Source organism: Pseudomonas marincola, from assembly GCF_900116605.1.
GTDB lineage: Bacteria > Pseudomonadota > Gammaproteobacteria > Pseudomonadales > Pseudomonadaceae > Aquipseudomonas > Aquipseudomonas marincola.
Window position 1 is genome coordinate 87,187 of the sequence record NZ_FPBC01000004.1, and the last position, 24,434, is coordinate 111,620.

Annotated in this window: 20 protein-coding genes; 12 read left to right on the forward strand and 8 right to left on the reverse strand. The window is 57.5% G+C overall.

Features of this window, described 5'->3' with window-relative positions; all coding sequences use genetic code 11:
* Positions 1-90 precede the first annotated feature (90 nt).
* The 3 genes from BM395_RS08255 (at position 91) to BM395_RS08265 (ending at position 3,809) form a co-directional block, all read left to right on the forward strand.
* Positions 91-1,482 carry a sodium:solute symporter family protein gene (locus tag BM395_RS08255; RefSeq protein WP_090510502.1) on the forward strand — a complete coding sequence of 464 codons (1,392 nt, stop codon included), beginning with the start codon at positions 91-93 and terminating at the stop codon, positions 1,480-1,482.
* Between the two features lie 190 nt (positions 1,483-1,672).
* On the forward strand, positions 1,673-3,013 hold the full coding sequence (locus BM395_RS08260; protein WP_090510505.1) for a purine-cytosine permease family protein: 1,341 nt from the start codon (positions 1,673-1,675) through the stop codon (positions 3,011-3,013).
* A gap of 73 nt (positions 3,014-3,086) precedes the next feature.
* Positions 3,087-3,809 (forward strand): MBL fold metallo-hydrolase, encoded by a 723-nt coding sequence (locus tag BM395_RS08265; protein ID WP_090510508.1) that lies wholly within the window; start codon positions 3,087-3,089, stop codon positions 3,807-3,809.
* 36 nt (positions 3,810-3,845) lie between these two features.
* Here BM395_RS08265 and BM395_RS23710 read toward each other — a convergent pair whose 3' ends face one another.
* From BM395_RS23710 to aceK, 3 genes are all read right to left on the reverse strand, one after another.
* Positions 3,846-3,980, reverse strand: a complete 135-nt coding sequence (locus BM395_RS23710) for a PA1414 family protein (protein ID WP_256547039.1) — start codon at positions 3,978-3,980, stop codon at positions 3,846-3,848.
* Positions 3,981-4,100: 120 nt separating this feature from the next.
* A complete protein-coding gene (locus BM395_RS08270; protein WP_090510510.1) occupies positions 4,101-6,125 on the reverse strand; it encodes a TonB-dependent receptor family protein in 2,025 nt (674 codons plus the stop codon).
* Between the two features lie 62 nt (positions 6,126-6,187).
* The gene (aceK, locus tag BM395_RS08275) at positions 6,188-7,900 is read right to left on the reverse strand and encodes a bifunctional isocitrate dehydrogenase kinase/phosphatase (protein ID WP_090510513.1); all 1,713 of its coding nucleotides are present in this window, start codon (positions 7,898-7,900) and stop codon (positions 6,188-6,190) included.
* A 176-nt stretch (positions 7,901-8,076) separates the two neighbouring features.
* On the opposite strand from aceK, the gene BM395_RS08280 reads away from it, so the two are divergent.
* Positions 8,077-8,985, forward strand: a complete 909-nt coding sequence (locus tag BM395_RS08280; RefSeq protein ID WP_090510515.1) for a DMT family transporter — start codon at positions 8,077-8,079, stop codon at positions 8,983-8,985.
* Between the two features lie 61 nt (positions 8,986-9,046).
* Here BM395_RS08280 and cysK read toward each other — a convergent pair whose 3' ends face one another.
* The gene (cysK, locus tag BM395_RS08285) at positions 9,047-10,021 is read right to left on the reverse strand and encodes a cysteine synthase A (protein ID WP_090510518.1); all 975 of its coding nucleotides are present in this window, start codon (positions 10,019-10,021) and stop codon (positions 9,047-9,049) included.
* Between the two features lie 120 nt (positions 10,022-10,141).
* Here cysK and BM395_RS08290 point away from each other — a divergent pair, with 120 nt between their 5' ends.
* The 3 genes from BM395_RS08290 to BM395_RS08300 all read left to right on the forward strand — a co-directional run bounded on the left by BM395_RS08290 (position 10,142) and on the right by BM395_RS08300 (position 13,578).
* Entirely contained in the window at positions 10,142-11,206 is a 1,065-nt protein-coding gene (locus BM395_RS08290; RefSeq protein WP_069901829.1) for a DUF748 domain-containing protein, read from the forward strand.
* A 160-nt stretch (positions 11,207-11,366) separates the two neighbouring features.
* Positions 11,367-12,212 (forward strand): AAA family ATPase, encoded by an 846-nt coding sequence (locus tag BM395_RS08295; RefSeq protein WP_069901828.1) that lies wholly within the window; start codon positions 11,367-11,369, stop codon positions 12,210-12,212.
* Between the two features lie 187 nt (positions 12,213-12,399).
* On the forward strand, positions 12,400-13,578 hold the full coding sequence (locus BM395_RS08300) for a vWA domain-containing protein (RefSeq protein WP_090510521.1): 1,179 nt from the start codon (positions 12,400-12,402) through the stop codon (positions 13,576-13,578).
* A gap of 509 nt (positions 13,579-14,087) precedes the next feature.
* Here BM395_RS08300 and BM395_RS23715 read toward each other — a convergent pair.
* Complete coding sequence (locus BM395_RS23715) at positions 14,088-14,222, reverse strand: hypothetical protein (protein WP_280142219.1); 135 nt, start codon at positions 14,220-14,222, stop codon at positions 14,088-14,090.
* A 17-nt stretch (positions 14,223-14,239) separates the two neighbouring features.
* Complete coding sequence (locus tag BM395_RS08310) at positions 14,240-14,464, reverse strand: hypothetical protein (protein ID WP_090510526.1); 225 nt, start codon at positions 14,462-14,464, stop codon at positions 14,240-14,242.
* Between the two features lie 316 nt (positions 14,465-14,780).
* Here BM395_RS08310 and BM395_RS08315 point away from each other — a divergent pair, with 316 nt between their 5' ends.
* From BM395_RS08315 to BM395_RS08325, 3 genes are read left to right on the forward strand one after another with little or no spacing between them, the layout of a single operon-like run.
* Positions 14,781-15,056 carry a hypothetical protein gene (locus BM395_RS08315; protein ID WP_090510529.1) on the forward strand — a complete coding sequence of 92 codons (276 nt, stop codon included), beginning with the start codon at positions 14,781-14,783 and terminating at the stop codon, positions 15,054-15,056.
* A gap of 37 nt (positions 15,057-15,093) precedes the next feature.
* On the forward strand, positions 15,094-16,188 hold the full coding sequence (locus BM395_RS08320) for a polymorphic toxin type 44 domain-containing protein (protein ID WP_090510531.1): 1,095 nt from the start codon (positions 15,094-15,096) through the stop codon (positions 16,186-16,188).
* The gene (locus tag BM395_RS08325) at positions 16,175-16,582 is read left to right on the forward strand and encodes a hypothetical protein (protein ID WP_239655556.1); all 408 of its coding nucleotides are present in this window, start codon (positions 16,175-16,177) and stop codon (positions 16,580-16,582) included. The genes BM395_RS08320 and BM395_RS08325 overlap by 14 nt, the downstream gene beginning before the upstream one ends.
* A gap of 17 nt (positions 16,583-16,599) precedes the next feature.
* Here BM395_RS08325 and BM395_RS08330 read toward each other — a convergent pair whose 3' ends face one another.
* Positions 16,600-18,204, reverse strand: a complete 1,605-nt coding sequence (locus tag BM395_RS08330; protein WP_090510537.1) for an ATP-binding protein — start codon at positions 18,202-18,204, stop codon at positions 16,600-16,602.
* A complete protein-coding gene (locus BM395_RS08335) occupies positions 18,201-18,926 on the reverse strand; it encodes a response regulator (protein ID WP_090510540.1) in 726 nt (241 codons plus the stop codon). Before BM395_RS08335 ends, BM395_RS08330 begins: the two co-directional genes overlap by 4 nt.
* 774 nt (positions 18,927-19,700) lie before the next feature.
* On the opposite strand from BM395_RS08335, the gene BM395_RS08340 reads away from it, so the two are divergent.
* Both BM395_RS08340 and BM395_RS08345 read left to right on the forward strand, forming a co-directional pair.
* Positions 19,701-22,604, forward strand: a complete 2,904-nt coding sequence (locus tag BM395_RS08340; RefSeq protein ID WP_090510542.1) for a ribonucleoside-diphosphate reductase subunit alpha — start codon at positions 19,701-19,703, stop codon at positions 22,602-22,604.
* Positions 22,605-23,057: 453 nt separating this feature from the next.
* Positions 23,058-24,311: a ribonucleotide-diphosphate reductase subunit beta gene (locus BM395_RS08345; protein ID WP_069901822.1), complete on the forward strand. Its 1,254-nt coding sequence runs from the start codon at positions 23,058-23,060 to the stop codon at positions 24,309-24,311.
* Positions 24,312-24,434: the final 123 nt, after the last annotated feature.

A 24,434-nucleotide genomic window follows, 5' to 3' on the forward strand; every position in this document is an offset into this window, starting at 1 on the left:
AACCTGCTGCACAGCGCTGGCCGCGAATGCGTTTGGCGAAGCATTAACACCAGCACTGCCTATAAAAAAAATCAGAGTGAGTGACCTGAAATGACCTTAGATATCGTTGTAATCCTACTGTACGTCGCGGCCATGCTCGGGCTCGGCTTTTACGGCATGCGCCGTGCGAAAACCCGCGAAGACTACCTGGTAGCAGGTCGCAATCTGGGCCCTGGTTTTTACATGGGCACCATGGCGGCAACTGTTCTGGGCGGCGCTTCCACCATCGGCACCGTGCGCCTTGGCTATGTTTACGGCCTTTCCGGCTTCTGGCTTTGCGCAACATTGGGGCTGGGGATTGTCGGCATCAGCCTGTTCCTCGCCAAACCCCTGTTGAAACTGAAAATCTTCACCGTCACCCAAGTGCTTGAGCGCCGTTACAGCCCAACAGCGCGTACCGCCAGCGCAGCCATCATGCTGATCTACGCGCTGATGATCGGTGCCATTTCGACCATTGCCATTGGCACCGTGATGGGCGTTCTGTTCGATCTGCCGTTCTGGGTATCGATTCTGATCGGTGGCGGCATCGTAGTGGCCTACTCGACCGTTGGAGGCATGTGGTCGCTGAGCCTCACCGATATCGTTCAGTTCCTGATCATGACCATCGGCCTGGTGTTCATTCTCATGCCTATGTCGATCAGCGATGCCGGCGGCTGGGACGCACTGGTCGCTAAATTGCCCGCCAGCTACTTCTCGATGACCGCGATTGGCTGGGACACCATCATCACCTACTTCCTGATCTACTTCTTCGGCATCTTCATTGGCCAGGACATCTGGCAGCGTGTGTTCACCGCACGCAGTGAAAAGGTTGCCAAGGTTGCCGGCTCCGCTGCCGGGATCTACTGCGTCCTTTACGGTTTGGCCGCTGCAATCATCGGCATGGCCGCGAAAGTGCTGATCCCGGACCTTGAAAACGTCAACAATGCATTCGCCAGCATCGTGCAACTGAGCCTGCCGGACGGCGTACGCGGCCTGGTCATTGCAGCAGCTCTGGCTGCGTTGATGTCGACCGCAAGTGCTGGCCTGCTGGCCGCATCGACCACTGCTGCGCAAGACCTCTGGCCGCTGCTGCGCAAGGGTAAGGGTAAGGGCAATGAGTCGAGCGCTCATGAAAACCGCATCTTCACCTTCTTGCTGGGCCTCGTCGTATTGGCCATCGCCCTGGTTGTCAGCGATGTAATCAGCGCGCTGACCATGGCTTACAACCTGTTGGTTGGCGGCATGTTGATCCCGCTGCTGGGCGCTATTTACTGGAAGCACGCCTCCACTGCCGGCGCTATCGCCAGCATGGCCTTGGGCAGCCTGACCGCCTGCGTGTTCATGTACATCGACGGCCTCGAAGCCAACACGCCGATCTACTACAGCCTGGCTGCCGGTGGCGTGAGCTTTGTTGCCATCAGCCTCATGACCCGCGCCAGCACCAGCCGCATCAGCCTCGCGTAAGGGCTGCTGCACTGATAAGACCATCGACTCAGCCGCTAGCCGGCTGAGTCGATGTTTTGGTTTTACCCCTAATAAAAAGGTCTCGCCGCGTCAGCGTGAACCTGAACCTTGCAACGATTGCTGTTTTTGAAATCTGCCACGAACGCTTAACCCAACAACCATAATCATAAAGACTCTGGGAGTAACCCTCGTGCTCAAGAACCTCACTAAACACTTTGGTCAGGATGGGCTTGCCCCGACCTCGGCCGACCACCGCAGCCTCGGCTTCAGCGGCACAACCGCGCTGTGGCTGGGCGCTAACGTGGTGGTCACAACCATTCTTACCGGCATGCTGTTGGTGCCGGACCTTCCGTTTCTGCAAGCCATGGTGATCGTGCTGATCGGCTCTGCGATTGGCATCCTGCCATTGGTGCTGGTCGGCTTGATGGGCCAGCGCACAGGCCTCACCACCATGGTGCTGGCTCGCGGTAGCTACGGAACCCTGGGCGCTAAACTGCCCTCTCTGATCAACCTGCTGACGCTGCTGGCCTGGAGCTGGATTCAGGCGTTGCTGGCGGGCATGAGCCTGAACTTTGCCGTCGAACACATCACCGGTTATTCGAACCTGGCGCTGTTCACCATCCTCTGTGAAACGCTGGTACTGCTGATTGCCCTGCGCGGGCATCTGGGCATTGAACGTGTGGAGCGCTGGGCCGCTGTCGGCATGCTGATTCTTGCCGCCGCCGTGTTCTATTCGATGAACCAGCACTTCGAATTCAGCCAACTGCTGAGCATGAACGAGGAGCCGCGCAATGGCATTACCGCCGGCATTGCATTCGACATCGTGATTGCCACGGCGTTTTCATGGATTCCGCTGGCCGCCGACTACAACCGTAACTGCCGCAGCCAGGGCATTGCCGCAACGGGCACCTGGGTCGGTTATGTGGCGGCAACGCTGCTGGCCATGGGCCTTGGCGCGACGGTTTCGGGTTTCAGCATCCTTACCGGCAGCGAGCAAACCTACGACCCGGCGGTGCTGTTGTCTGGCTTCGGCTTTGGTCTGCCGGCGGCTATCGTGGTGTTCCTCTCGGTGATGACCACCAACGTAATGTGCGTGTACAGCGCCACTCTGTCTTACCTGAACATCAGCCCGAAAAGCACGTTCTGGAAACCCGCACTGATCATCGGTGTGCTGTCGATTCTCGGCTCGCAGATTCCGGGCATCCTCGATAATTTCCAGAATTTCCTGCTGATTATCGGCAGCGTGTTCATTCCGGCATTTGCGGTGTTGATCGCCGATTACTTCGTGATCAATCGCGGCCAGTACTCGGTGAGCGACCTGACCCGCGAAGACGGTGGCTGCTATCACTACAGCAACGGCATCAACCCGGCGGCATTCGTCGCCTATGCACTCGGCGCCGTGTTGGCGTATTACTGGGGCTGGGTCTCGCCGTTGGCGTTTGGCGCATCGCTGCCGGTATTCGTGATCACGGCCTGCAGCTACGTGGTGGTGCGTAAATGGTTGCTGGTTCCGCGCCAGCAAACCGCCTAAGCACGCCAACATCGGGCTTGAGCACTGCGCCTCAGGCCCGATTCCCATTGCACCGCCAGCAAGGAATTGCCGCATGAAAATCGTCAGCCGCGACAAATGGTTCGAGGTCGAGCATCGCTACGATGGCATCAGCCTGATTCATGAGCCGTACGTACGGCCCTTCTATCGCTGCAATCTGTGGCATGTGCAGGGGCGTGATCGCGATGTGTTGATTGACTCGGGCTCAGGGCTGGTCAGCTTGCGCGAACAATTGCCCTGGCTTACTGAGCGCCCGCTATTAGCCGTGGCCAGCCATTGCCACTTCGACCATATTGCCGGGCATCATGAGTTTGCCGAACGCCTGGTGCATCCGGCGGAAGCCGACATTCTCGCTGCGCCAACCGGTGCCAATACGCTGGCCAGCGACTTTGTTGGCGACGATATGTTCGAAGCGCACCCGGATTGTCCGTTGTGCTACGCCGAGTACAAGGTGCGCGCAGCACCCGCCACACGCTTGATTGAGGAAGGTGATGTGCTTGATCTGGGTGATCGCGTGTTGCAAGTGCTGCACACGCCAGGCCATTCACCGGGCGGTATCAGCCTGTGGGAAGCGGCAACGCAGACGCTGTTCAGCGGCGACATTATTTATGACGGCCCGCTGATCGAAGATGCCTACCATTCCAATCTCGATGATTACGCCAAGAGCCTGCAACGGCTGCGGGAGCTGCCGATACGCACGGTTCATGGCGGGCATTTTCAGAGTTTTTCCGGGCAGCGGATGCGCGATATGATAGATCAGTGGCTTCTGGACCACTGATCAGCGATTGACGCTTTGCAGCAGGTGGAGCGGATTTCAGCGCTGACGGCGCGGCTCACGCGGGCGACGCGGATCATCAGTGCGCACTGGAATAGGTTGAAGTTTTGGGCGGTCCAGCAAGCCCAACGCCACCAACAGGTCATGAAAAGCATTCTGCAACTTGGCGATCATAAGACACCCTCCTGCCAAGACTAACGAAAAGCACTGTTTACATGCTTGCTATGAGCATAGATTACCTTGAATGAATCTGCGCAAGCTTGATGTTCGTCAGTTGCGCGCCAATAACTCCACTCAAAATGTTACACGCAGCCCCGCATACACCGTACGGCCAGGGCCCGGCTCGAAATACCGGCCGTTTGCATCATTGATGCGCACGTTGTCGTAATACTCCCGATCAAACAGATTATCGACCCCAACATAAGGCTCCCACAGCTGCCCGCCGGCCTTGAAACGTTTGCCTGCGCGCAAGTTGGTGAGCGCGTAGCCGGCCACCTCGACCGTGTTGGCGTCATTGGCATACATGGAGTCAAACGCACGCAGATTCAAGCGTGCGTAGTAATCATTCTGCTCAAAGGCAATCTCGGTAAACAGGGATTGCTGCGGAATCCCTGCCAGCGAGTTGTCACTGTAATCGGCGCCATCGAGCTGATACTCATCAAACCGAAAGCGGCTGTAGGTATAAGCGCCCGACAAGCGCCAGGCATCGGCCAGCTGCCAGCTCAGGCTCATTTCCACACCTTCGCGGTGCGACTCACCAGCATTGCGGTAAAAGTTGCGCCCCGACTGGCCCGGCAAACTGTAAGCCACCAGTTCGTCATCCAGCTTCATGCTGTATACGGCCAGATCGTAACGTAAGGTTTGCCACTCACCTTTCAGGCCCAGCTCCCGATTGAGCGCATGCGAGGGCTGCAACGAGGGATTGAAACCACCGCCGGCGGGATTGGCCAGCTCGCTGATGGTCGGTGTTTCAAATGAGGTGCCGATCTTGGCGTAAATCGACTGATGGGCATCGAGTTGATAGCTCAAGCCGGCGCTGTAGTTCCAGTCCTCGAGATTGCGTGAGCCGGAGTCGTCACCGTCACTCAGAAAGCGGTCGTCGACCGACAAGCGCACGCGGTCGTAGCGCACGCCCAATGTGGCCTGCCAATTCTGTGCAAGGTCGATTTGATCTTCGACAAATATCCCGCTGCTGTCGGCATTCTCGTCCTCTTTGAGCGTCTCAGCGCCTCGCTCGCCGAGCAGGTTATCGTAACGACGACGATCATCACGCTGGGTTTCAACGTCGAAACCAGAGGTAATCTTATGGGCCATGCCCAGCCACTCGTTGTTGTGACTGTATTGACCGCCAATCCCGGCGAACAAACGGTCGAAAGTTGTTTGGCCGCCGCCGGTAAACGGTAGCCGGTTGCCAAACTCACGCTGGCCGACGTAGCTGCGAAGCTGATACTCATCGCTGCCGGTCGCGAAACCATCCCAGACCGCGCTTAAGCGCTGCTGGCGGATGGTCTCGTCAGCGTCGTAACGCAAGTTATTCGGTGCCGCCTGACCACGATCAGCGTCAACTTCACTGGCCCGCAAGCCGCCCGGATCTTCGGCGCGGTTGTCGATGGCGTTGAAGCCAATGCGCAGCCGCCCATAATCGCTGTACCAGCGCAGCTTGCCGGTCAGGCTATTGGTCTCGGCCCGCGCATGGTCACGGTAGCCGTCGGACTGGGTGCTGTTGAAGGCCAGCAACCCGCCAATATCGCCAACACTGCCACCGGTTTCAACGCGCGCCCGCTGATAGCCCAACTCGCCGGCACTGAGATCAAAAAAGCTGTAGGGCGTGGCGGGTGGCTGCCGGGTCTCGATATTCAAAACCCCGCCAGCTGCGTTGCCGTAAAGCACAGAAGACGGCCCACGCAGCACCTCCAGTCGTTCGACCAAGCCCAAATCCAGCCCGTCGAGTTCAGTCTGGCCATCCGGCATGGTCAGCGGCACGCCATCAACCAGCACGCGCACGCCGCGCACACCGAAGTTGCCGCGCGCGCCAAAGCCGCGAATAGACGGCCTTAAACCTTGCGCCAGGTTGTATTGATTCTGGCTGAATACGCCCGGCACTGAAGCCAACAGGCCTTGCAGGGTAAGGCTCTTCTCGGCGCTGACATCATTGCTCTCGACCACGCTGACTGCCGCGGGCGTGGTCAACCAGCTGCTGCGGATGCGGGGCGAGACAATCAGCAGAGGCGCCATCTCGACCGCTTGGTCTGATTCGGGCTCGCTTGCAGGTGCCAGCTGCGCATTTGTACCCAGCAGCACGCCGGCCGCTGTGACCAAGGATAATCTCAATAAAACCTCTGTATCCGGGGGATGAGCCAGGTTTGCTGACACGCGTTGGTTTATTCGGTCTTACGCCTGTAAGGGAACACATCAATCACTTTGCCGGTGTTTATCGCTTGCTGCAGGCTCTGCCAATACTCGGCATCGTAAAGTTCGCCATGCAACTTGCTGAACAAGCGCCGCTGCTGGATATCGGCAAACAGAAATGGCGGAAACTCCTCCGGAAACACATCCATCGGCGCCACCGAATACCAGGGCTCGCTGGCCATTTCATCTTCAGGGTAACGCGGCGGCGGAATGCGCCGGAAATTAACTTCGGTCAGAAAACAGATTTCATCGTAGTCATAGAACACGACACGGCCATGACGAGTAACGCCGAAGTTTTTCAGCAACATGTCGCCCGGAAATATATTCGCCGCCGCCAGCTGTTTTATCGCCAATCCGTAGTCCTCGAGCGCCGCCTTGACCTGCAACTCGCTGGCACTCTCGACATACAGATTGAGCGGCGTCATGCGCCGCTCGGTCCAACAATGGCGCACCAGCACGGTGTCGCCTTCAACTTCAACGGTTGAAGGTGCAACTTCCAAAAGTTCGGCCAGGCACTGCTCATCAAACTTGGCTTTGGGGAAGCGGAAATCGGCAAATTCCTGGGTATCGGCCATGCGCCCTACCCGATCGACACTTTTAACCAACCGGTACTTTTCGATCACGGTCTGGCGCGACACGCTCTTGGTGTGCGAGAAACGGTCCTTGATGATCTTGAACACGGTGTTGAAGCCCGGCAGCGTGAATACGCTCATGACCATGCCGCGCACACCCGGCGCCATGATGAACTTGTCATCGGTCGAGGCCAGGTGATTGATCAGCGCGCGATAGAACTCGGATTTACCGTGTTTGTAGAAGCCGATAGAGGTGTAAAGCTCGGCAATGTGCTTGCCCGGCAAAATCCGTTTGAGAAAGCCGATAAACTCGGCCGGGATGGCGACATCCACCATGAAGTACGAGCGGGTGAACGAGAAGATGATCGACACATCGGCTTCGTCGGTAATCAGCGCGTCAATCTGGATGCCCTGGCCTTCACGGTGCAGCAACGGAATCGCCAACGGCCATTGCTCATCATGGGTGTAAATGCGCCCGATCAGGTACGCACCTTTATTGCGATAGAGCACCGAGTAGAACAACTCGACGGTTAAGGCCGGGTCTTTGCACACCCAGTCCGGCAGGCTCTCGCGCAACTGGCCTTCAAGACGCGCCAAATCCCGTGGTAAATCTTCGAATGCCACCGAAAAACAGTAATCGTGGAAAATTGCCTGGAGCATCTCGCCGAGGCTGCCATCGAGCTGGTACACCCGCGTTTGCGCCACACGTTCCTGGCTGCGCAAGGCTGGCCGTGTGCTGTGAATGAACATACAACCATCGCTGATCTGGTCATGGCTGAACAGGCTGCAAAAGATCGAGTTGAACCAAGTCTCGGACAACTCATCATCAAAGCGCAGATCAATCAGCTTGATGTAGGCACGCTTGACCAGCGGCCACTGCTCCACATCAGTCAGCCCCTGCTGGAAATGCCGTTTAAGGCGCTGGCTGCACTCGCTGACTTTATCTTCATACAGGTTGATCCGCGCCGCCGAGGCTTTTTGCGCGTCTTGCCAGAGCGCTTGCTCGAAGCGCGCGCGGGCACCGTCGGTGATCTGCCGGAAATGCTCACGGTAATCATCAAACCCGGTCAGAATCTGCGCGGCGATCTCGGTGGCTAGCGGTTGCTGCGACATGAAAAACCTCAGTGCGTGCAAGGCTGGGTGGCGGTGAACGTATTCAGTCAAACTAGCACGGGAAAGCCTCTGCATCGATTGCCAGTTGCCCGCACGCGAATTTAAAAGTCAGTTGTGTATTGCATTGGCTGCGGTGCGCAGCAACACTTCCCGCCTGCCACTGCCCGGAGCCTATTGTGCGCATTACCGACCTGCTCAGACTGCTATTGCTCGCCGCCATCTGGGGCGCCAGTTTCCTGTTGATGCGTATTGTTGCGCCGGTGCTGGGCAGTATGCCCACGGCCTTCTTCCGCGCCAGCCTGGGCGCACTCGGTTTGCTGGCGATTTTGCTGATCATGCGCGTGCGCTGGGATTTTCGCGGCAAGCTCAAGCAATGCCTGGTACTCGGCGTTATCAACGCCGGTCTGCCTTCGGCCATGTATTGCCTGGCCGCGCTGGTCTTGCCCGCCGGTTACTCATCCATCTTCAATGCGTTGACGCCATTGATGGGCGTGCTGATCGGTGCAATGTTCTTCTCCGAGGCGCTCACGCCCAGCAAAACCACTGGCGTTGCGCTCGAGCTATTTGGTGTTTGGCTGCTTACGCAAACCGGCCCGGTCGCGGTCGACATGTACCTGTTGCTGGGCGCTGGTGCCTGCCTTATTGCGACTATCTGCTACGGCTTTGCCGGGTTTCTCACGCGTAAATGGATCGGCCAGCAAGGCGGTCTGGACAATCGCCTGACTGCATTCAGCAGCTTGTGCGGTGCCAGCCTGTTTTTGCTGCCGCTGTTCTTCGGCTCGCTGGCCGTACAGCCGCCGGCCTCGTGGGGCGGCTTGCAGGAATGGCTGTCTCTGGCCGGGCTGGGCTTTATCTGCACGGCATTCGCCTACGTGCTGTACTTTCGTCTGATAACCGACATCGGCCCGATCAAAGCCTCGACCACGACATTTCTGATTCCGGTTTTCGGGGTTTTCTGGGGCTGGCTGCTGCTCGACGAGCCGCTGTCGTGGGCTTACCTCTACGGCGGTGCAGTGATCGCGCTGGCCTTGTGGCTGGTGGTGCGCCCGACTGAAACAGTCCAGCTCAATAATGCCGCGCGCTGAAACGTAAAAAGCCGCAAACCCTCGCGGATGTGCGGCTTTGTTCGCAGCGGTTAAGCGGCGATTACTGCACCAGTTCCTGCTCACTGAACATGTCGCTGAACAGCATGCTCGACAAGTAGCGTTCGCCGGAGTCCGGCAGGATAACCACGATGGTCTTGCCCATCATGTTCGGCTCGTTGGCCAGCTTGATGGCAGCCGACATGGCCGCGCCGCAGGAAATGCCGCAGAGAATGCCTTCTTCGCGCATCAGTCGCAGGGCGATGTCCTTAGCGTCTTCATCGGTTACTTGCTCGACCCGGTCAACCACGCTCAAATCGAGGTTCTTCGGCACGAAACCTGCGCCAATCCCCTGAATCTTGTGCGGGCTGGGCTTCACCTCTTCACCGGCAAGGGTCTGGCTGATCACCGGCGAACTGACGGGCTCTACGGCCACCGAGATTATCGCCTTGCCCGCGGTATTTTTGATGTAGCGCGAGACACCGGTAATCGTGCCGCCAGTGCCAACGCCCGACACCAGTACGTCGATGGCGCCTTGCGTGTCGTTCCAGATTTCCGGCCCGGTGGTTTTCTCGTGAATCGCCGGGTTGGCCGGGTTCTCGAACTGCTGCGGCAAAAAGTATTGCGCTGGATCGGAGCCTGCAATCTCGCTGGCTTTTTCAATCGCGCCCTTCATGCCTTTGGCAGGCTCGGTGAGCACCAACTCGGCGCCCAGCGCCTTGAGTACTTTGCGCCGCTCAAGGCTCATCGACGCCGGCATGGTCAGCAGCAATTTATAACCACGCGCTGCGGCCACAAAGGCCAGGCCAATCCCGGTGTTACCGGAGGTTGGTTCTACAATAGTCATACCCGGCTTGAGCACGCCACGCGCTTCAGCATCCCAGATCATGTTGGCACCAATGCGGCACTTTACTGAGTAAGCCGGGTTGCGGCCCTCGATCTTGGCCAGAATTGTGACGCCTTTAGGGCCCAGACGATTGATCATCACCAGCGGCGTATTGCCGATGGCCTGGGCGTTGTCTGCATAGATACGGCTCATAACGAATTCCTTGTGCGTGCGTTGCCGGTTAGCCTGCAAGCGTATGACGCGTTGGGTTGGCAGTCCAGTGCGTCACAGACCATGATTAAAACTTATTGCCATAACCTTAGTCACATAACTATGAGAAAACGTTTCGCTATTCCGTCCGGGATTATCCTAACGCTGGTCATAGCACTGGTGGTGCTGCATATTGCCCTGCCGTCTCTGGTGCGTGACTACCTCAATAAACAGATGGCTGACATGGGCGACTACCGTGGCCATGTCACCGACGTAGACCTCGCGCTTTGGCGTGGCGCTTACCGGATTAATGAGTTGAAGATCAACAAGGTCAACGGCAAGGTACCGGTGCCGTTGCTCGACGCGCCTGCGATTGATTTATCGGTGAGCTGGAGCGCGCTCTGGCATGAGCATGCAATTGTCGCCAGCGTGGTGTTTGAACAACCCCGGCTGAACTTTGTTGACGGCGGCAATGCTGAAGCCTCGCAAACCGGTGAAGGCGTCGACTGGCGTGAGCAACTCAAAGCGTTGCTGCCCATCACCCTTAACGAGGTGCGTGTGGAGCAAGGCACGCTGGCCTTTCGCAATTTCACCTCGAAACCCAACGTTGACCTCGAAGCCACTCAGGTCAACGCAACCTTGCTAAACCTGAGCAACACCCGCAACAGCAAGGAGTTGCTGCCCGCCAGTTTCCAGGCCACGGCAAACGTGCTCGGCGACGCACCACTCGAGACCAGCGCCAAGCTCAATCCGCTGGGCAAACTCGATGACTTCGATTTGAAACTGCGCATCACCGACATTCAACTCAAGCGGCTTAACGACTTCACCCGCACCTATGCCGAGTTTGACTTTGTGAAAGGTCACGGGGATTTCGTCATGGAAATTAAGGCGCGCAAAGGCAAGCTTGATGGCTACGCCAAACCCTTGCTTCGGGATATGGAAATTTTCGACTGGAAGCAGGATGTTGAAGCCAAGGACAAAAATATTCTCACCGGCATTTGGGAAGCGTTGGTCGGCAGCGGTGGCTGGCTGCTGAAAAACCACCAAAAAGATCAATTCGCCACACGCATCGAGCTGGCCGGCGACCTCAACGCCTACGACGTCAGCCAATGGCAGGCATTCAAGGCCATTCTGCGCAATGCCTTCGTCAAAGCCTTCAGCAATCGATTTGACTCCACAAGCGAGTAAACCCGTGCCCGCCGAGGCGGGTACGTTGCTGGCGTGACTCGCCATTCAGTGACTGAATGCCCCGTCTACGTTCACAGTCGACCGGCCTGCGCGGTATAGTAGTTTTTTACCTATTTGACCCGAGGTGCTTAGCCCGGGCGTTCGGTTCGAGGATTTATTGATGAAATTCGAAGGCACTCAGTCCTATGTCGCCACAGACGACCTTAAGCTGGCAGTAAACGCAGCGATCACTTTGCAGCGCCCGCTGCTGGTCAAAGGCGAACCCGGCACCGGCAAGACCATGCTCGCCGAGCAACTGGCGGAGTCCTTTGGTGCCAAGCTGATTACCTGGCACATCAAGTCGACCACCAAAGCCCATCAGGGCCTCTACGAATACGATGCGGTCAGCCGCCTGCGTGACTCGCAGCTCGACTCGGACAAAGTTCACGATGTGCGCAACTACATCAAGAAAGGCAAGCTCTGGGAAGCGTTTGAGTCTGAAGAGCGGGTGATTCTGCTGATCGACGAGATCGACAAGGCCGACATCGAGTTCCCTAACGACCTGCTGCAAGAACTCGACAAGATGGAGTTCTACGTTTACGAGACCAACGAGACGATCAAGGCCGTTCAGCGCCCGATCATCATCATTACCTCGAACAACGAGAAAGAGCTGCCGGACGCGTTCCTGCGCCGCTGCTTCTTCCACTACATCGCCTTCCCGGATCGCACGACCCTGCAAAAGATCGTGGATGTGCACTACCCCGACATCAAGAAAGATCTGGTTGCTGAAGCGCTGGATGTGTTCTTCGACGTGCGTAAAGTGCCAGGTCTGAAGAAGAAGCCCTCGACCTCAGAACTGGTTGACTGGCTGAAGCTGCTGATGGCCGACAACATTGGTGAAGCGGTTCTGCGCGAGCGCGATCCGACCAAGGCCATTCCGCCGTTGGCTGGAGCATTGGTCAAGAACGAGCAAGACGTGCAACTGCTCGAACGCCTGGCCTTCATGAGCCGTCGCGGCTCTCGATAATTAGCGGTTGTCGGGCATGCGGCGCTGGCATTTGGCTCAGCGTGCGCCTTCTCTGCTGTGAATGGCGCGCCACCAGCGGCTTCCGATATGCCTGATTGACGCTCGCAAGCCCTGCCTTGCGCGATGAAAGAGCACGGCTGGCCTCATTGGCCGCGCTCTGCAACCAACGAATAACGAGGGTGCAGCCATGCTGCTCAACCTGTTCAATGAAATGCGTGCAGCTAAAGTGCCGGTCTCGGTGCGAGAGCTGCTCGACCTGATCAACGCGTTGAAGCACAACGTGGTGTTCGCCGACATGGACGAGTTTTATTACCTGTCGCGAACCATTCTGGTGAAAGACGAGCGCCATTTCGACAAGTTCGACCGCGCATTTGGCGCTTACTTCAACGGCCTGCAAAACCTTAATCAGCACATCGAGGCACTAATCCCCGATGAGTGGCTGCGCAAGGAGTTTGAACGCTCGCTGTCTGAAGAAGAGCGCGCCAAGATCGAATCACTCGGCGGCCTCGACAAACTGATCGAAGAGTTCAAAAAACGTCTCGAAGAGCAGAAAGAACGCCATGCCGGCGGCAACAAGTGGATCGGCACCGGCGGCACCAGCCCGTTTGGCTCGGGCGGTTTCAACCCGGAAGGCATTCGTGTCGGCGACGCGGGCAAGCGCCAGGGTAAAGCGGCCAAGGTCTGGGATCAGCGCGAGTACAAGAACCTCGATGATCAGGTCGAACTGGGTACGCGCAACATCAAGGTCGCCCTGCGCCGCTTGCGCAAGTTCGCCCGCCAAGGCGCCGAAGACGAACTCGATCTCGACGGCACCATCGACCACACCGCCAAAGACGGTGGCTTGCTCAACATCCAGATGCGCCCGGAGCGCCGCAACACGGTCAAACTGCTGATCCTGTTTGATATTGGCGGTTCGATGGATGCGCACGTAAAGGTCTGTGAAGAACTGTTCTCCGCCTGCAAGACCGAGTTCAAGCATATGGAGTATTACTACTTCCATAACTGCGTGTACGAATCGGTGTGGAAGAACAATTTGCGCCGCACTTCGGAACGCTTCTCCACCCAGGATTTGCTGCATAAATACGGCGCCGACTACAAGGTCGTGTTCGTCGGTGATGCGGCGATGGCGCCCTACGAAATCACTCAGGCGGGTGGCAGCGTCGAGCACTGGAACGAGGAAGCCGGACACGTGTGGATTCGCCGCTTCATGGATAAATACAAGAAGCTCATCTGGATCAACCCGTATCCAAAAGACACCTGGGGCTTTACGGCTTCGACCAACATCGTCCGCGAGCTGATCGAAGACCAGATGTACCCGCTGACGCTGCAGGGTCTGGAAGACGGCATGAAGTTCTTGTCTAAATAAACCTTGATGGATTGCGCCGCAATGCGGCGCAACTCCTGAACGTCCTCCCAAGCCATGCCCGTGTCGCGCAGTTCTTCTTCCCCGTATGGCTCGTCGTCAACCGACTGGAGCCCCGAGAACGCGCCGTCCTTAACGTCCAGTGTGACCTCGGCGACCGTCAGCTCGCGGTGCGCTTCTTCGCGGATGCCCGAGAAGGCTGAGCGCATGGCATCGAGCAGGGTGTACACGCGGTTGATTTCGCGTACCGCCTGCGTGAAGGGCAGCGCGCCGATTTCGGTGGCAGCGCGCAAGGCCATGCTGATGTTGGTCATCGCAAACTGCGAGCCGTTGAGCGCGTGGCGGGCAGCGCTGACTTTACGCCCCGACTTGACGGTGACGGACTCTTTGGCGAGTGCCATTGCCCATTCTTTAGGTGTGACTTGCTTGGTAATGAGTGGCAGCAGCACTTCTGTGCCGCGAGCGGTTGCGATGATATCGGTGACTTTGATAGCGTGCATGGTGTAGTTCCTTTACTTAGTTTGTGGGGTATTACGTGTGGCCTGCTCACCGTTGCTGCGGTGAGCAGGCTTTTTAACAAGTGGCCATACCGTAACGGCCACGCTGAGCAGCCAGAAGGCTGCGACTACCATGTATATGTCGTTCATACGTTGATCCTCCTTGATCAGTTGAAGCCGAGTAGCACTCGCTGCTCAGCAGGTGTGACGAGCCCTATCTGCTGCGCCTTGCATAGCAGCACCTCGGGCGAGGGTGGCAACGCACCCAAGTTGCCCGGATGCACTGCCTCAATAGCCAGTTCGCACAACAACAATTCCATGTCGCGGGTCGCTCGCTGCATGCGGTAGGTGTGCGCGTGCGTGCGCTCTGCGGGTGTGGTCAGCCAGATCATGTCGCTGTCTCCTAGACCCCCCCGGGGGGGTCAAAACAAGGTTCCTTGGGTTTGAAAACGAGAACGACCGGAACCAGAAGTCGAATCCGTTTGGGAGTCCCTAGCCAGCCAACCCCCCATACCCCCCAGTCACCCGCGACCTGTGGCATTCGCCCCGGAACTTTCCTCGCGTGTAGTCCTTTTCCTACAAACTTATTTCCTTTACCCAGCGTCATTCGCTATGCGACTTTGCGCGGGCAAAACCTCTCTAACCCGCAACAATTGCCACGCGGGAAATGAAATTTTTTATGGATTTTTCCGCGAAAGGATTTCGCTTATGAAAATGGGACTTTGCGTCCTCGCCCTGGTGCTCACGCCGTTTGCTGCGCACGCCTACGACTACGACTACGATGCGTACGACGATGGGTATATCCCGCCCGCGCCGCCTATTCAGTATTTCAACTCAACCCCGCCCAAACCAGTCGCGGCCCCGCCGCCACAGGCGCCAGTGGAAGACACGGTGGTTGACTACGGCTACAGCAACCAATCGCCCGCCCCACGGCGAACGGTCACTTGCTACGAAGCCGCCCACAACAGCGTGGTTTGCCGCTAGGCAGCGCTACTTTTCACGGATGAAATGAGGTGCATAGATGATCCCTTCGGCGCGTAAGGGCGACAGCCACGTTTGCCCGCTTCCCGGGCATGGCACCACGGCCATAAATTCAGCCAGCGGCAACGTGGTAATCAACGGCATGGGGTCGGCGCGAGTCGGCGATGCCTGTGGGTGCGGAGCCGTGATCATCGCGGGCTTCCCGACGATCATGGTCAACGGTCGGCCAATGGCCTATTTAGGCAGCCCGACCAGCCACGGCGGCATGATCATCAGCGGTTCGGAAAATGTCGGCGGCGGTGTGATCATGGGGCCAATCGTCGACTTCCAGAAAATGGGGGCTATCGGCCCGGACGGCAGCGTGTCTGAGCCGATAATGGCCGACCTGATCAGCGACCCGAACCTGATCGCCAAGGCGGTCGCTGCCGGAGCGCTGGTCGACCCGAACGCACCGACACCCAAAGCCTGTACCGATCCCGACCGGATGATCGAGCTGGCGACTTACATTGCCGGTGAAATGAACAAGAACATCCACGACCCGACAGTGCTCGAAATGCAGGAGTTGAACAGCTACGATCCACTGGCCAAGCAGCGCGAGTACAGAGAACTGCCGCTGTATCTACAGCTCGGCCCAACGCCGAACTTCTTCGGTATCGCGCTGGGCAAAAAGACCCGAGCGGCGGCGATCTGGATGGGGAAAGTCGGACAGGATCAGGTGTGGGATCACAAGCCTGAGCTGCGCAGAATATTTGACGATGTGTGGCATAAGCAGGGTGATTACGATTACTACTACGACATATGGTCCAACGTGCATTACGGTTACGTCGGCGTGATCGCCGGAGTGCCGGAAGCGGTGCTACTGGATGCGGCAGGTGTAGAGCAGGTTGGTTCGGACACTGTTCGGTGGCTGGGCGATACCACAGGCAAGATGGAGGGGCCGACAATTTCGGGGGACTTGAGCGAGGGCATGCGAGCATTCGATGATGTACCGGACAGAATCTCGGTTGGCATCGGCATGAAGTTGGCGCGGCTGTACCCCAAAGGCGGCGTGACCGGAGAAATGATCAAGGCCGAAGTGCTTGCGGTGCCTATCGAAGATTGGGGAGGCGGTGTACAAAAGCATGAGTGCAAGTAAACGCAAGTGGCGCATACGCTGGTGGATGTGGCTAGTGGTTGCATTTGTTTGTATGCGCTACGGATCGCTGGTGATGCCACGCGTCAGCGTCCACTACGCAGAAGATGCACCAAAAGAACTTCGATTCGTTTGGGAAGACAACAGACGAACATACGACAGTGCGATCTACCCTGGCGGCTATACCATCGAACTATTGGATATCGTCAGGGACGAGGATTACTACGTCGAGTTTATATGGTGGCAGCCTAATGGAGGGCGCACTCACTGTGTCAGCGTCACCCCAAAGTGGCCAAATACGGTTATCTACCTCGACAAGAATGCCGATATTGACTACAGCAAAGACACCGACGCTGACCGACTCCACAGATGCGCCTACATGTCAGCAGATATGTAGCCCACACGGTTACGCACTTACCCTTGCTTACACGGCCACACCAGGCTGAATTTGGCGCCGCCTAGTGCGTTGCTGTGATCGAGCAACACCTCACCTTCATGCCAAATGGCAATGCGCCGCACGATCGACAGGCCCAGACCGTGGCCACCGGAGGCTCGGGTGCGGCTGTCATCGAGGCGCAGGAATGGGGTGAATATGTGCTCCCAGGCTTCTTGCGGCACTCCGGGCCCGTCATCGTCCACGTCGATCCGACAGTGTTTAAGACCAATTTGTAAACTTATGCGCACCTGCGTTTCAGCATGACGCATGGCGTTGCTCAACAGATTCTGCAGGGCACGGTGCAGATAGCGAAAATCTGCATCAACCTGCGTACTCATTCCCGCCTCGGCCAACGACACCGGGCCTTGAGCAACCTGCACATCGGCGCGCAACGGTGCCAGTTCGCCGATTACCTGATCGATTAACGTGTCGAGCTCTACATCGACAAAATTCAGCGCCGGCGCGCCCTGCTCCAGCCGGGCGAAGGTGAGCATCTCGTCGACCAGTTTGTCGAGGTCTTGGATGTCATTATCCATACCCTCCATGTACTTTCGCCGCGCCTGCTCACTGGGCGCATCCTCGATCATTTCCAGGCCAAAACGCAGGCGTGCGACCGGCGTACGCAATTCATGCGACACCGCCCGCACCATTTCGCGCTGAATGCCCAATGAGCGCTGCAAGTGCTCGGCCATGTCGTTAAATGCGACGGCGAGGCGACCAATCGAATCCGGGCCACGTGTCGGCACCCGCGCCTCCAGCCGGCCGCTGGCGATCAGCGTAGCGGCGCCCTCCAGTTCTCGCAGCCGTTGCTCCAGCGGACGGACCAACAGGTAAACCATCAGGCCAATCATGCTCAGGCCCAGCGCACCGATCAGCACCAGCAATTCCGGCGGATAGGGATTCATTTGATACAGCGGGCCGATCTCCAATACCCATGGCGTGTCGACGATGCCGGAGAACACATGAATGGTGTCACCGCCCTGCCCCAATGCCATCACCGTGTCGCCCTCATCGACGCGGCGACGCTGGTCGTCATCGAGATTGGCTTTATCGAGCTTGACCAGACGCAATTCGAAGCCGAACTGCTTCGATTGCTTTAACTCGGCCAGACGCCGTGGCTGCTCATCCACCGGGTAACGTACCAGTTCATCGATCAACAGGAACGCGGTGGCGCGCGCCAGCTGTTCGCTGACTTGCTGCACTTCGCCGGTGAGCAGCAACACGTTCTGCTCACCAATCAGGCTATATATATGTGCCGCGTGCGGGCCGGTCATGCGCACCACAACCTGGCTGCGCAGTAAGCGCCCGCGCTCACCGCTGTTCAAACCAGCAGCGTCCACGGGCTCGACTTTAAGCGGCACGCCCAGAAGTCGTCCCCAGACCGCCACGGCGCGGCGGCGCTCAACATCGTCGAGGCCGGCCAGATTATCCGCCATCAGGCGGAACGTACCGCGCGCCAGGTCTTCGCGGTACTGGTCAGTGCGCACCTCGTTAACCATGTGCAGAGTCACCACGCCCAGCAGTGCCGCCAACACCAAAACAGCAAGCATGCCACCGTAGATACGCAGGAAGATCGAGTTCATAGCAGCTCGACAGCCGCTTCAGCGACAAACAGATAACCCTTGCCGCGCACGGTTTTAATGACTTGCGGTTGTACCGGGTCATCGCCGATGCGGGGGCGTATGCGTGAGATGCGCACATCAATCGAACGGTCGAGGCCGTCGTACTCGATGCCGCGCAAGGCGGTGAAGATCTCTTCGCGGGACAGAATACGCCCGGCATTGGCGGTGAGCAGCCAGAGCAGATCGAACTCGGCACTGGTCAGATCGATCCGCTCCCCCGCGCGCGATGCTTCACGCCGCGAGGCATCTATCAATAGCGAGCCGAACTGCAAACGCCGCGCCGGGTTATCTGCCAGGGCCACTTGCGGCGCATCGAGCCGACGCAGCAGCGCATTGATCCGCGCCAGTAACACGCGCGGGCGCACCGGCTTGTACATGTAATCGTCTGCGCCCATGTCCAGACCCAGCACCTGGTCCTGATCATCTGTACGCGCCGTCAACATCAGAATCGGCCCCGAATAGCCATCACGCACCGCTTGGCAGATTGTCAGACCATCGGCGCCCGGCAGCATCAAATCCAGTATGACCAGATCGGGCTGCTCGGTTAAAATACGCTGAGCGGCAAGCGCGCCATCCGACTCCACCGCAACGGCAAAGCCGTTACCCTGCAAATACTCGCGGGTCAGTTCGGCCAGCCGCTGATCGTCTTCAACGATCAGAATTTGCCAAGACGCTTGCTCCACCACGACCTCCAGGGTTTTCGAAAACCATCTCTTCGGCGTGCATTGTAACCACGCCGCACGGCTAATCCGTAGCACTGAAAAAGGCCTGGCGCCGAGTGCGCTGCCAGCACTGCAAAACACACACCATATGCAGGGCTTCTATGACTATATGTAGTGTTTTTGTGACTGACTGATAACGCCTAAAAAGTCACTAAAAAAAACCTCCGGCGACTTCGACGAACGGCGAACAGACAACAATCCCAGCAACAACGCGGCTTGGCGATTGTTACCCCACGATAACCCACAGCTTTATCCACAGGCTGAGCGTTTTTATCAACTTGCCAACCCTCACCCATCGCACTATCTTGTATCCCCATCGCGTTAAACACCTACATATTGGGGTTTAACCTAAAAACAACCCAAACACATTTGCACAGTTTTAGTCCATATCCCGAACCGAAATTGTGCATAAAAAAGCATTACTGGCTGTTTGAGCACCACCTGTAGCAAGCGTAACCGGTAAGACGCCACTCGCGCGCACGGGCCTTCCACAGGCTGTTGAGCACGAACAGACAGAACACTACATGTAGTGGTGCCTGCGAAAAGCCGGCACTAGACTTAAGCAAGCTGTTAGAGGCGCTTTCGTCGCACCTCCAGATACCACCAGCAATATGCAATTGGCTCGGACTGTGTTCCGGGCGAGTGACGTTGTTAGAAATGGAATGAACGTTGGTACGTCGTAGCAATCAACCGCACAAGCGTCTAACTGAAATAATTATGAACACGGAGACATTCATGCACACCGACACTTCTCGCGAGAAATCGCAGGGCGCTGCACCGCAAAGCCCTGACGCCACTCAAGACCTGGCGGCAACCGCACCGGGCCAACTGCGTGTGATCAAGCGTAACGGTACCGTCGTGCCGTATACCGATGACAAGATCACCGTCGCCATCACCAAGGCGTTTCTCGCAGTAGAAGGCGGCACCGCTGCCGCTTCGTCGCGCATCCATGAAACCGTTGCCCGCCTGACTGAACAAGTCACGGCAACCTTCAAGCGTCGCATGCCTTCGGGCGGCACCATTCATATCGAAGAAATTCAGGATCAAGTCGAACTGTCGCTGATGCGTGCAGGCGAGCAGAAAGTGGCCCGCGACTACGTGATCTACCGCGAATCGCGTTCGCAAGAGCGTAAGCGCGAAGGCACCGATATTGCCGAGCCGCACCCAAGCATCCGCGTCACCCACGCCGACGGCTCGGTTGCGCCGCTGGACATGGGTCGTCTGAACACCATCATCACCGAAGCCTGTGAAGGCCTGGCTGAGGTGGACGGCGCGCTGATCCAGAAAGAAACCCTGAAAAACCTTTACGACGGCGTTGCTCAGAGCGACGTCAACACCGCGCTGGTAATGACCGCGCGTACTCTGGTTGAGCGCGAGCCGAACTACACCTACGTAACGGCTCGCCTGCTGATGGACAACATTCGTGCTGAAGGCCTGACCTTCCTCGAAGTTGCAACCAGCGCGACTCACCACGAAATGGCCGACCTGTACGCCAAGGCCCTGCCGGCTTACATCGCCAAAGGTATTCAGTTCGACCTGCTGGATCCGAAGCTGCAAGACTTCGACCTGGAGAAACTCGGCAAAGCGATCAACCACGAGCGCGACGGCCAGTTCACCTACCTCGGCTTGCAGACTCTGTACGACCGTTACTTCATTCACAAAGACGGCATTCGCTTCGAACTGCCACAGGTGTTCTTCATGCGTGTGGCCATGGGCCTGGCGATTGAAGAGAAGCAGAAAGAAGACCGCGCGATCGAGTTCTACAACTTGCTGTCGTCGTTCGACTACATGAGCTCGACCCCTACGCTGTTCAACGCGGGCACTCTGCGTCCACAGCTGTCTTCGTGCTACCTGACCACCGTTCCGGATGACCTGTCGGGCATCTACCACGCGATCCACGACAACGCCATGCTGTCGAAATTCGCAGGCGGTCTGGGTAACGACTGGACCCCTGTTCGTTCGCTGGGCGCATACATCAAAGGCACCAACGGCAAATCACAGGGCGTTGTACCCTTCCTGAAAGTGGTCAACGACACCGCTGTTGCAGTGAACCAGGGTGGCAAGCGTAAGGGTGCTGTGTGCGCCTACCTTGAAACCTGGCACATGGACATCGAAGAGTTCATCGAACTGCGCAAGAACACCGGTGATGACCGTCGCCGTACGCACGACATGAACACCGCTAACTGGATCCCTGACCTGTTCATGAAGCGTGTCTTCGATGACGGCAAGTGGACCCTGTTCTCGCCGAGCGAAGTGCCGGATCTGCACGACCTGACCGGTAAAGCCTTCGAAGAGCGCTACGAGTATTACGAAGCGCTGATCGAATACGGCAAGATCAAGCTGCACAAAACCATTCAGGCCAAAGACCTGTGGCGCAAAATGCTCTCCATGCTGTTTGAAACCGGCCACCCGTGGCTGACCTTCAAAGACCCATGCAACCTGCGCAGCCCGCAGCAGCATGTTGGCGTGGTCCACAGCTCGAACCTGTGCACCGAGATCACCTTGAACACCAACAAGGACGAGATCGCAGTTTGCAACCTAGGCTCTATCAACCTGCCGAACCACATCGTGGACGGCAAGCTGGACACTGCCAAGCTGGAAAAAACCGTCAACACCGCGGTACGCATGCTCGATAACGTTATCGACATCAACTACTACTCGGTGCCACAGGCGCGTAACTCCAACTTCAAGCACCGTCCGGTCGGTCTGGGCATCATGGGCTTCCAGGATGCGCTGTACATGCAGCACATTCCTTACGGCTCGGACGCTGCCATTGAGTTCGCCGACAAGTCGATGGAAGCGGTCAGCTACTACGCCATTCAAGCCTCGTGCGACCTGGCTGATGAGCGTGGCGCTTACGAGACTTTCGACGGTTCGTTGTGGTCCAAAGGCATTTTGCCGCTCGACTCGCAGCAAATCCTGATCGAGCAGCGCGGCCAGAAGTACATTGATGTTGACCTCAACGAAAGCCTCGACTGGGCACCGGTTCGCGCCCGTGTACAGAAAGGTATTCGTAACTCCAACATCATGGCCATCGCACCGACCGCCACCATCGCCAACATCACAGGCGTGTCGCAGTCGATCGAGCCGACTTATCAGAACCTGTACGTGAAATCGAACCTCTCCGGCGAGTTCACCGTGATCAACCCGTACCTGGTTCGCGACCTCAAAGCTCGCGGCCTGTGGGATTCGGTCATGATCAACGACCTGAAGTACTACGATGGTTCCGTGCAGCAGATCGAGCGCATCCCGCAAGAGCTGAAAGACCTTTACGCCACTGCGTTCGAAGTTGAAACCAAGTGGATTGTTGACGCTGCCAGCCGTCGCCAGAAGTGGATCGACCAGGCTCAGTCGCTGAACCTGTACATCGCCGGCGCATCAGGCAAGAAGCTCGACGTGACCTACCGCATGGCTTGGTACCGTGGCCTGAAAACCACTTACTACCTCCGTGCCCTGGCCGCGACCAGCACCGAGAAGTCGACTGTCAGCACCGGCAAGCTGAACGCCGTATCCAGCGGTGGTGGTGATGGTCTGAGCGCCGCTCCAGCCAAGGCGCCAGCAGTTGAGATGTCCGCCGGTCCGGCGCCAGTGCCTAAAGCCTGTGCCATCGACGAGCCAGACTGTGAAGCTTGTCAGTAAGTTGTAACAGATGACGCGCGATGCTGAGAGGCATCCGCGTTGTTGCCGACTGGCCCAGCCCCCTCACGTACAGGCGTACGCTCAGGGTTCAGTGCCAGCCGGTGCCTAACGGCTACTCTCTCAGCAGCACGCTGCATTTGTAGTGATACGGGTGAGATCAAGAACATAAAAGCATTTTGGTTTGAGTGCACTTGCAGATGCAGTTGAGTGATTCAAATCAAGGTGCTTTGTCAGACACAAGAGCACTCTGCTGGCGCTGCATTTCGCGGCAGCAGCGATACACGACGTGGAGCGCCTAGCGCTTTAAGCTTCGAGTCAGGGACTTGCGAGCGGAGTTCAGGCAAGGCAGACGCGGTTGAGCGGGTGGCGTACAAGAACCCGCGATTATCGCGTTCAACGAAGTCTGGGCTATGCGCAGCAGGCCCACGAAATTTATATCTTAAGGAGCCGACTATGTTGAGCTGGGACGAATTCGATAAGGAAGACGGCGCAGAAACTGCAGCCGCCAGCAGCAACGCTGCTGCCTCGATGGCAGACATGAACATCGACAAACTGGATCAGGTTGGCGACGCTGCCGCTCAAGAAGCCCGCGCAGTCTCGGCTGACGACAGCGCTGCAATCGCGCGCGCCAAAGCTGCACTGGACGAGCTCGATGTGGCTGAAGGCTTGGCCGAACTGGAAGGTGCCTCGGCCCGCGTAGCGGTTGACGAGAAGCGCATGATCAACTGCCGCGCAGACTTGAACCAGCTCGTACCATTCAAGTACGACTGGGCCTGGCAGAAGTATCTGGACGGTTGTGCAAACCACTGGATGCCGCAAGAAGTCAACATGAACGCCGACATCGCGTTGTGGAAAAGCACCGACGGCCTGACCGACGACGAGCGCCGCATTGTCATGCGTAACCTCGGCTTCTTCTCCACCGCCGACTCGCTGGTTGCCAACAACCTGGTGCTGGCTGTGTACCGCCTGATCACCAACCCGGAATGCCGCCAGTACATCCTGCGTCAGGCGTTCGAAGAGGCGATCCACACCCACGCTTACCAGTACTGCATCGAATCGCTGGCCATGGATGAAGGCGAGATCTTCAACATGTACCACGAGATTCCTTCGGTCGCGAAGAAAGCGTCCTGGGGCTTGAAGTACACCCGTTCGATCTCCGACCCGACGTTTGATACCGGCACCGTCGAGACCGACAAAGAACTGCTGCGCAACTTGGTGGCTTACTACTGCGTACTGGAAGGCATCTTCTTCTACTGCGGCTTCACCCAGATCCTGTCGATGGGCCGCCGCAACAAGATGACCGGCGTTGCCGAGCAGTTCCAGTACATTCTGCGTGACGAGTCGATGCACCTGAACTTCGGTATCGACGTGATCAACCAGATCAAAATCGAAAACCCACACCTGTGGGATGCGCAGATGAAAGAAGAAGCCACGCAGATGATTCTGCAGGGCACTCAGCTTGAGATCGAATACGCACGTGACACCATGCCACGCGGCGTACTGGGTATGAACGCGGCAATGATGGAGGACTACCTCAAGTTCATCGCCAACCGTCGTCTGACCCAAATTGGCCTGAAAGAAGAGTACCCGGGCACCACCAACCCGTTCCCGTGGATGAGCGAGATCATGGACTTGAAGAAAGAGAAGAACTTCTTCGAAACCCGCGTGATCGAGTATCAAACAGGCGGCGCGCTGAGCTGGGATTAATCAGCTCACTCGCTGAAAGTTGAGAGCCCCGCCTGAGTGCGGGGCTTTTTGTTTCTGCTACGCAGCTAACGCGTAAACCCAAGACAGGCAAACGTTGCAGCCTGGAGTTGGTGGATGAACACA

Excerpts from the sequence above, each read along its gene's own strand:
- aceK (WP_090510513.1), bottom strand. The coding sequence starts at position 7,900 with ATGTCGCAGCAACCGCTAGCCACCGAGATCGCCGCGCAGATTCTGACC.
- BM395_RS08295 (WP_069901828.1), top strand. The coding sequence starts at position 11,367 with ATGAAATTCGAAGGCACTCAGTCCTATGTCGCCACAGACGACCTTAAG.
- BM395_RS08345 (WP_069901822.1), top strand. The coding sequence starts at position 23,058 with ATGTTGAGCTGGGACGAATTCGATAAGGAAGACGGCGCAGAAACTGCA.
- BM395_RS08310 (WP_090510526.1), bottom strand. The coding sequence starts at position 14,464 with ATGATCTGGCTGACCACACCCGCAGAGCGCACGCACGCGCACACCTAC.
- BM395_RS08340 (WP_090510542.1), top strand. The coding sequence starts at position 19,701 with ATGCACACCGACACTTCTCGCGAGAAATCGCAGGGCGCTGCACCGCAA.
- BM395_RS23710 (WP_256547039.1), bottom strand. The coding sequence starts at position 3,980 with ATGATCGCCAAGTTGCAGAATGCTTTTCATGACCTGTTGGTGGCGTTG.
- BM395_RS08265 (WP_090510508.1), top strand. The coding sequence starts at position 3,087 with ATGAAAATCGTCAGCCGCGACAAATGGTTCGAGGTCGAGCATCGCTAC.
- BM395_RS08330 (WP_090510537.1), bottom strand. The coding sequence starts at position 18,204 with ATGAACTCGATCTTCCTGCGTATCTACGGTGGCATGCTTGCTGTTTTG.
- BM395_RS08315 (WP_090510529.1), top strand. The coding sequence starts at position 14,781 with ATGAAAATGGGACTTTGCGTCCTCGCCCTGGTGCTCACGCCGTTTGCT.
- BM395_RS08255 (WP_090510502.1), top strand. The coding sequence starts at position 91 with ATGACCTTAGATATCGTTGTAATCCTACTGTACGTCGCGGCCATGCTC.
- BM395_RS08290 (WP_069901829.1), top strand. The coding sequence starts at position 10,142 with ATGAGAAAACGTTTCGCTATTCCGTCCGGGATTATCCTAACGCTGGTC.
- BM395_RS08300 (WP_090510521.1), top strand. The coding sequence starts at position 12,400 with ATGCTGCTCAACCTGTTCAATGAAATGCGTGCAGCTAAAGTGCCGGTC.
- cysK (WP_090510518.1), bottom strand. The coding sequence starts at position 10,021 with ATGAGCCGTATCTATGCAGACAACGCCCAGGCCATCGGCAATACGCCG.
- BM395_RS08325 (WP_239655556.1), top strand. The coding sequence starts at position 16,175 with ATGAGTGCAAGTAAACGCAAGTGGCGCATACGCTGGTGGATGTGGCTA.
- BM395_RS08320 (WP_090510531.1), top strand. The coding sequence starts at position 15,094 with ATGATCCCTTCGGCGCGTAAGGGCGACAGCCACGTTTGCCCGCTTCCC.
- BM395_RS23715 (WP_280142219.1), bottom strand. The coding sequence starts at position 14,222 with ATGAACGACATATACATGGTAGTCGCAGCCTTCTGGCTGCTCAGCGTG.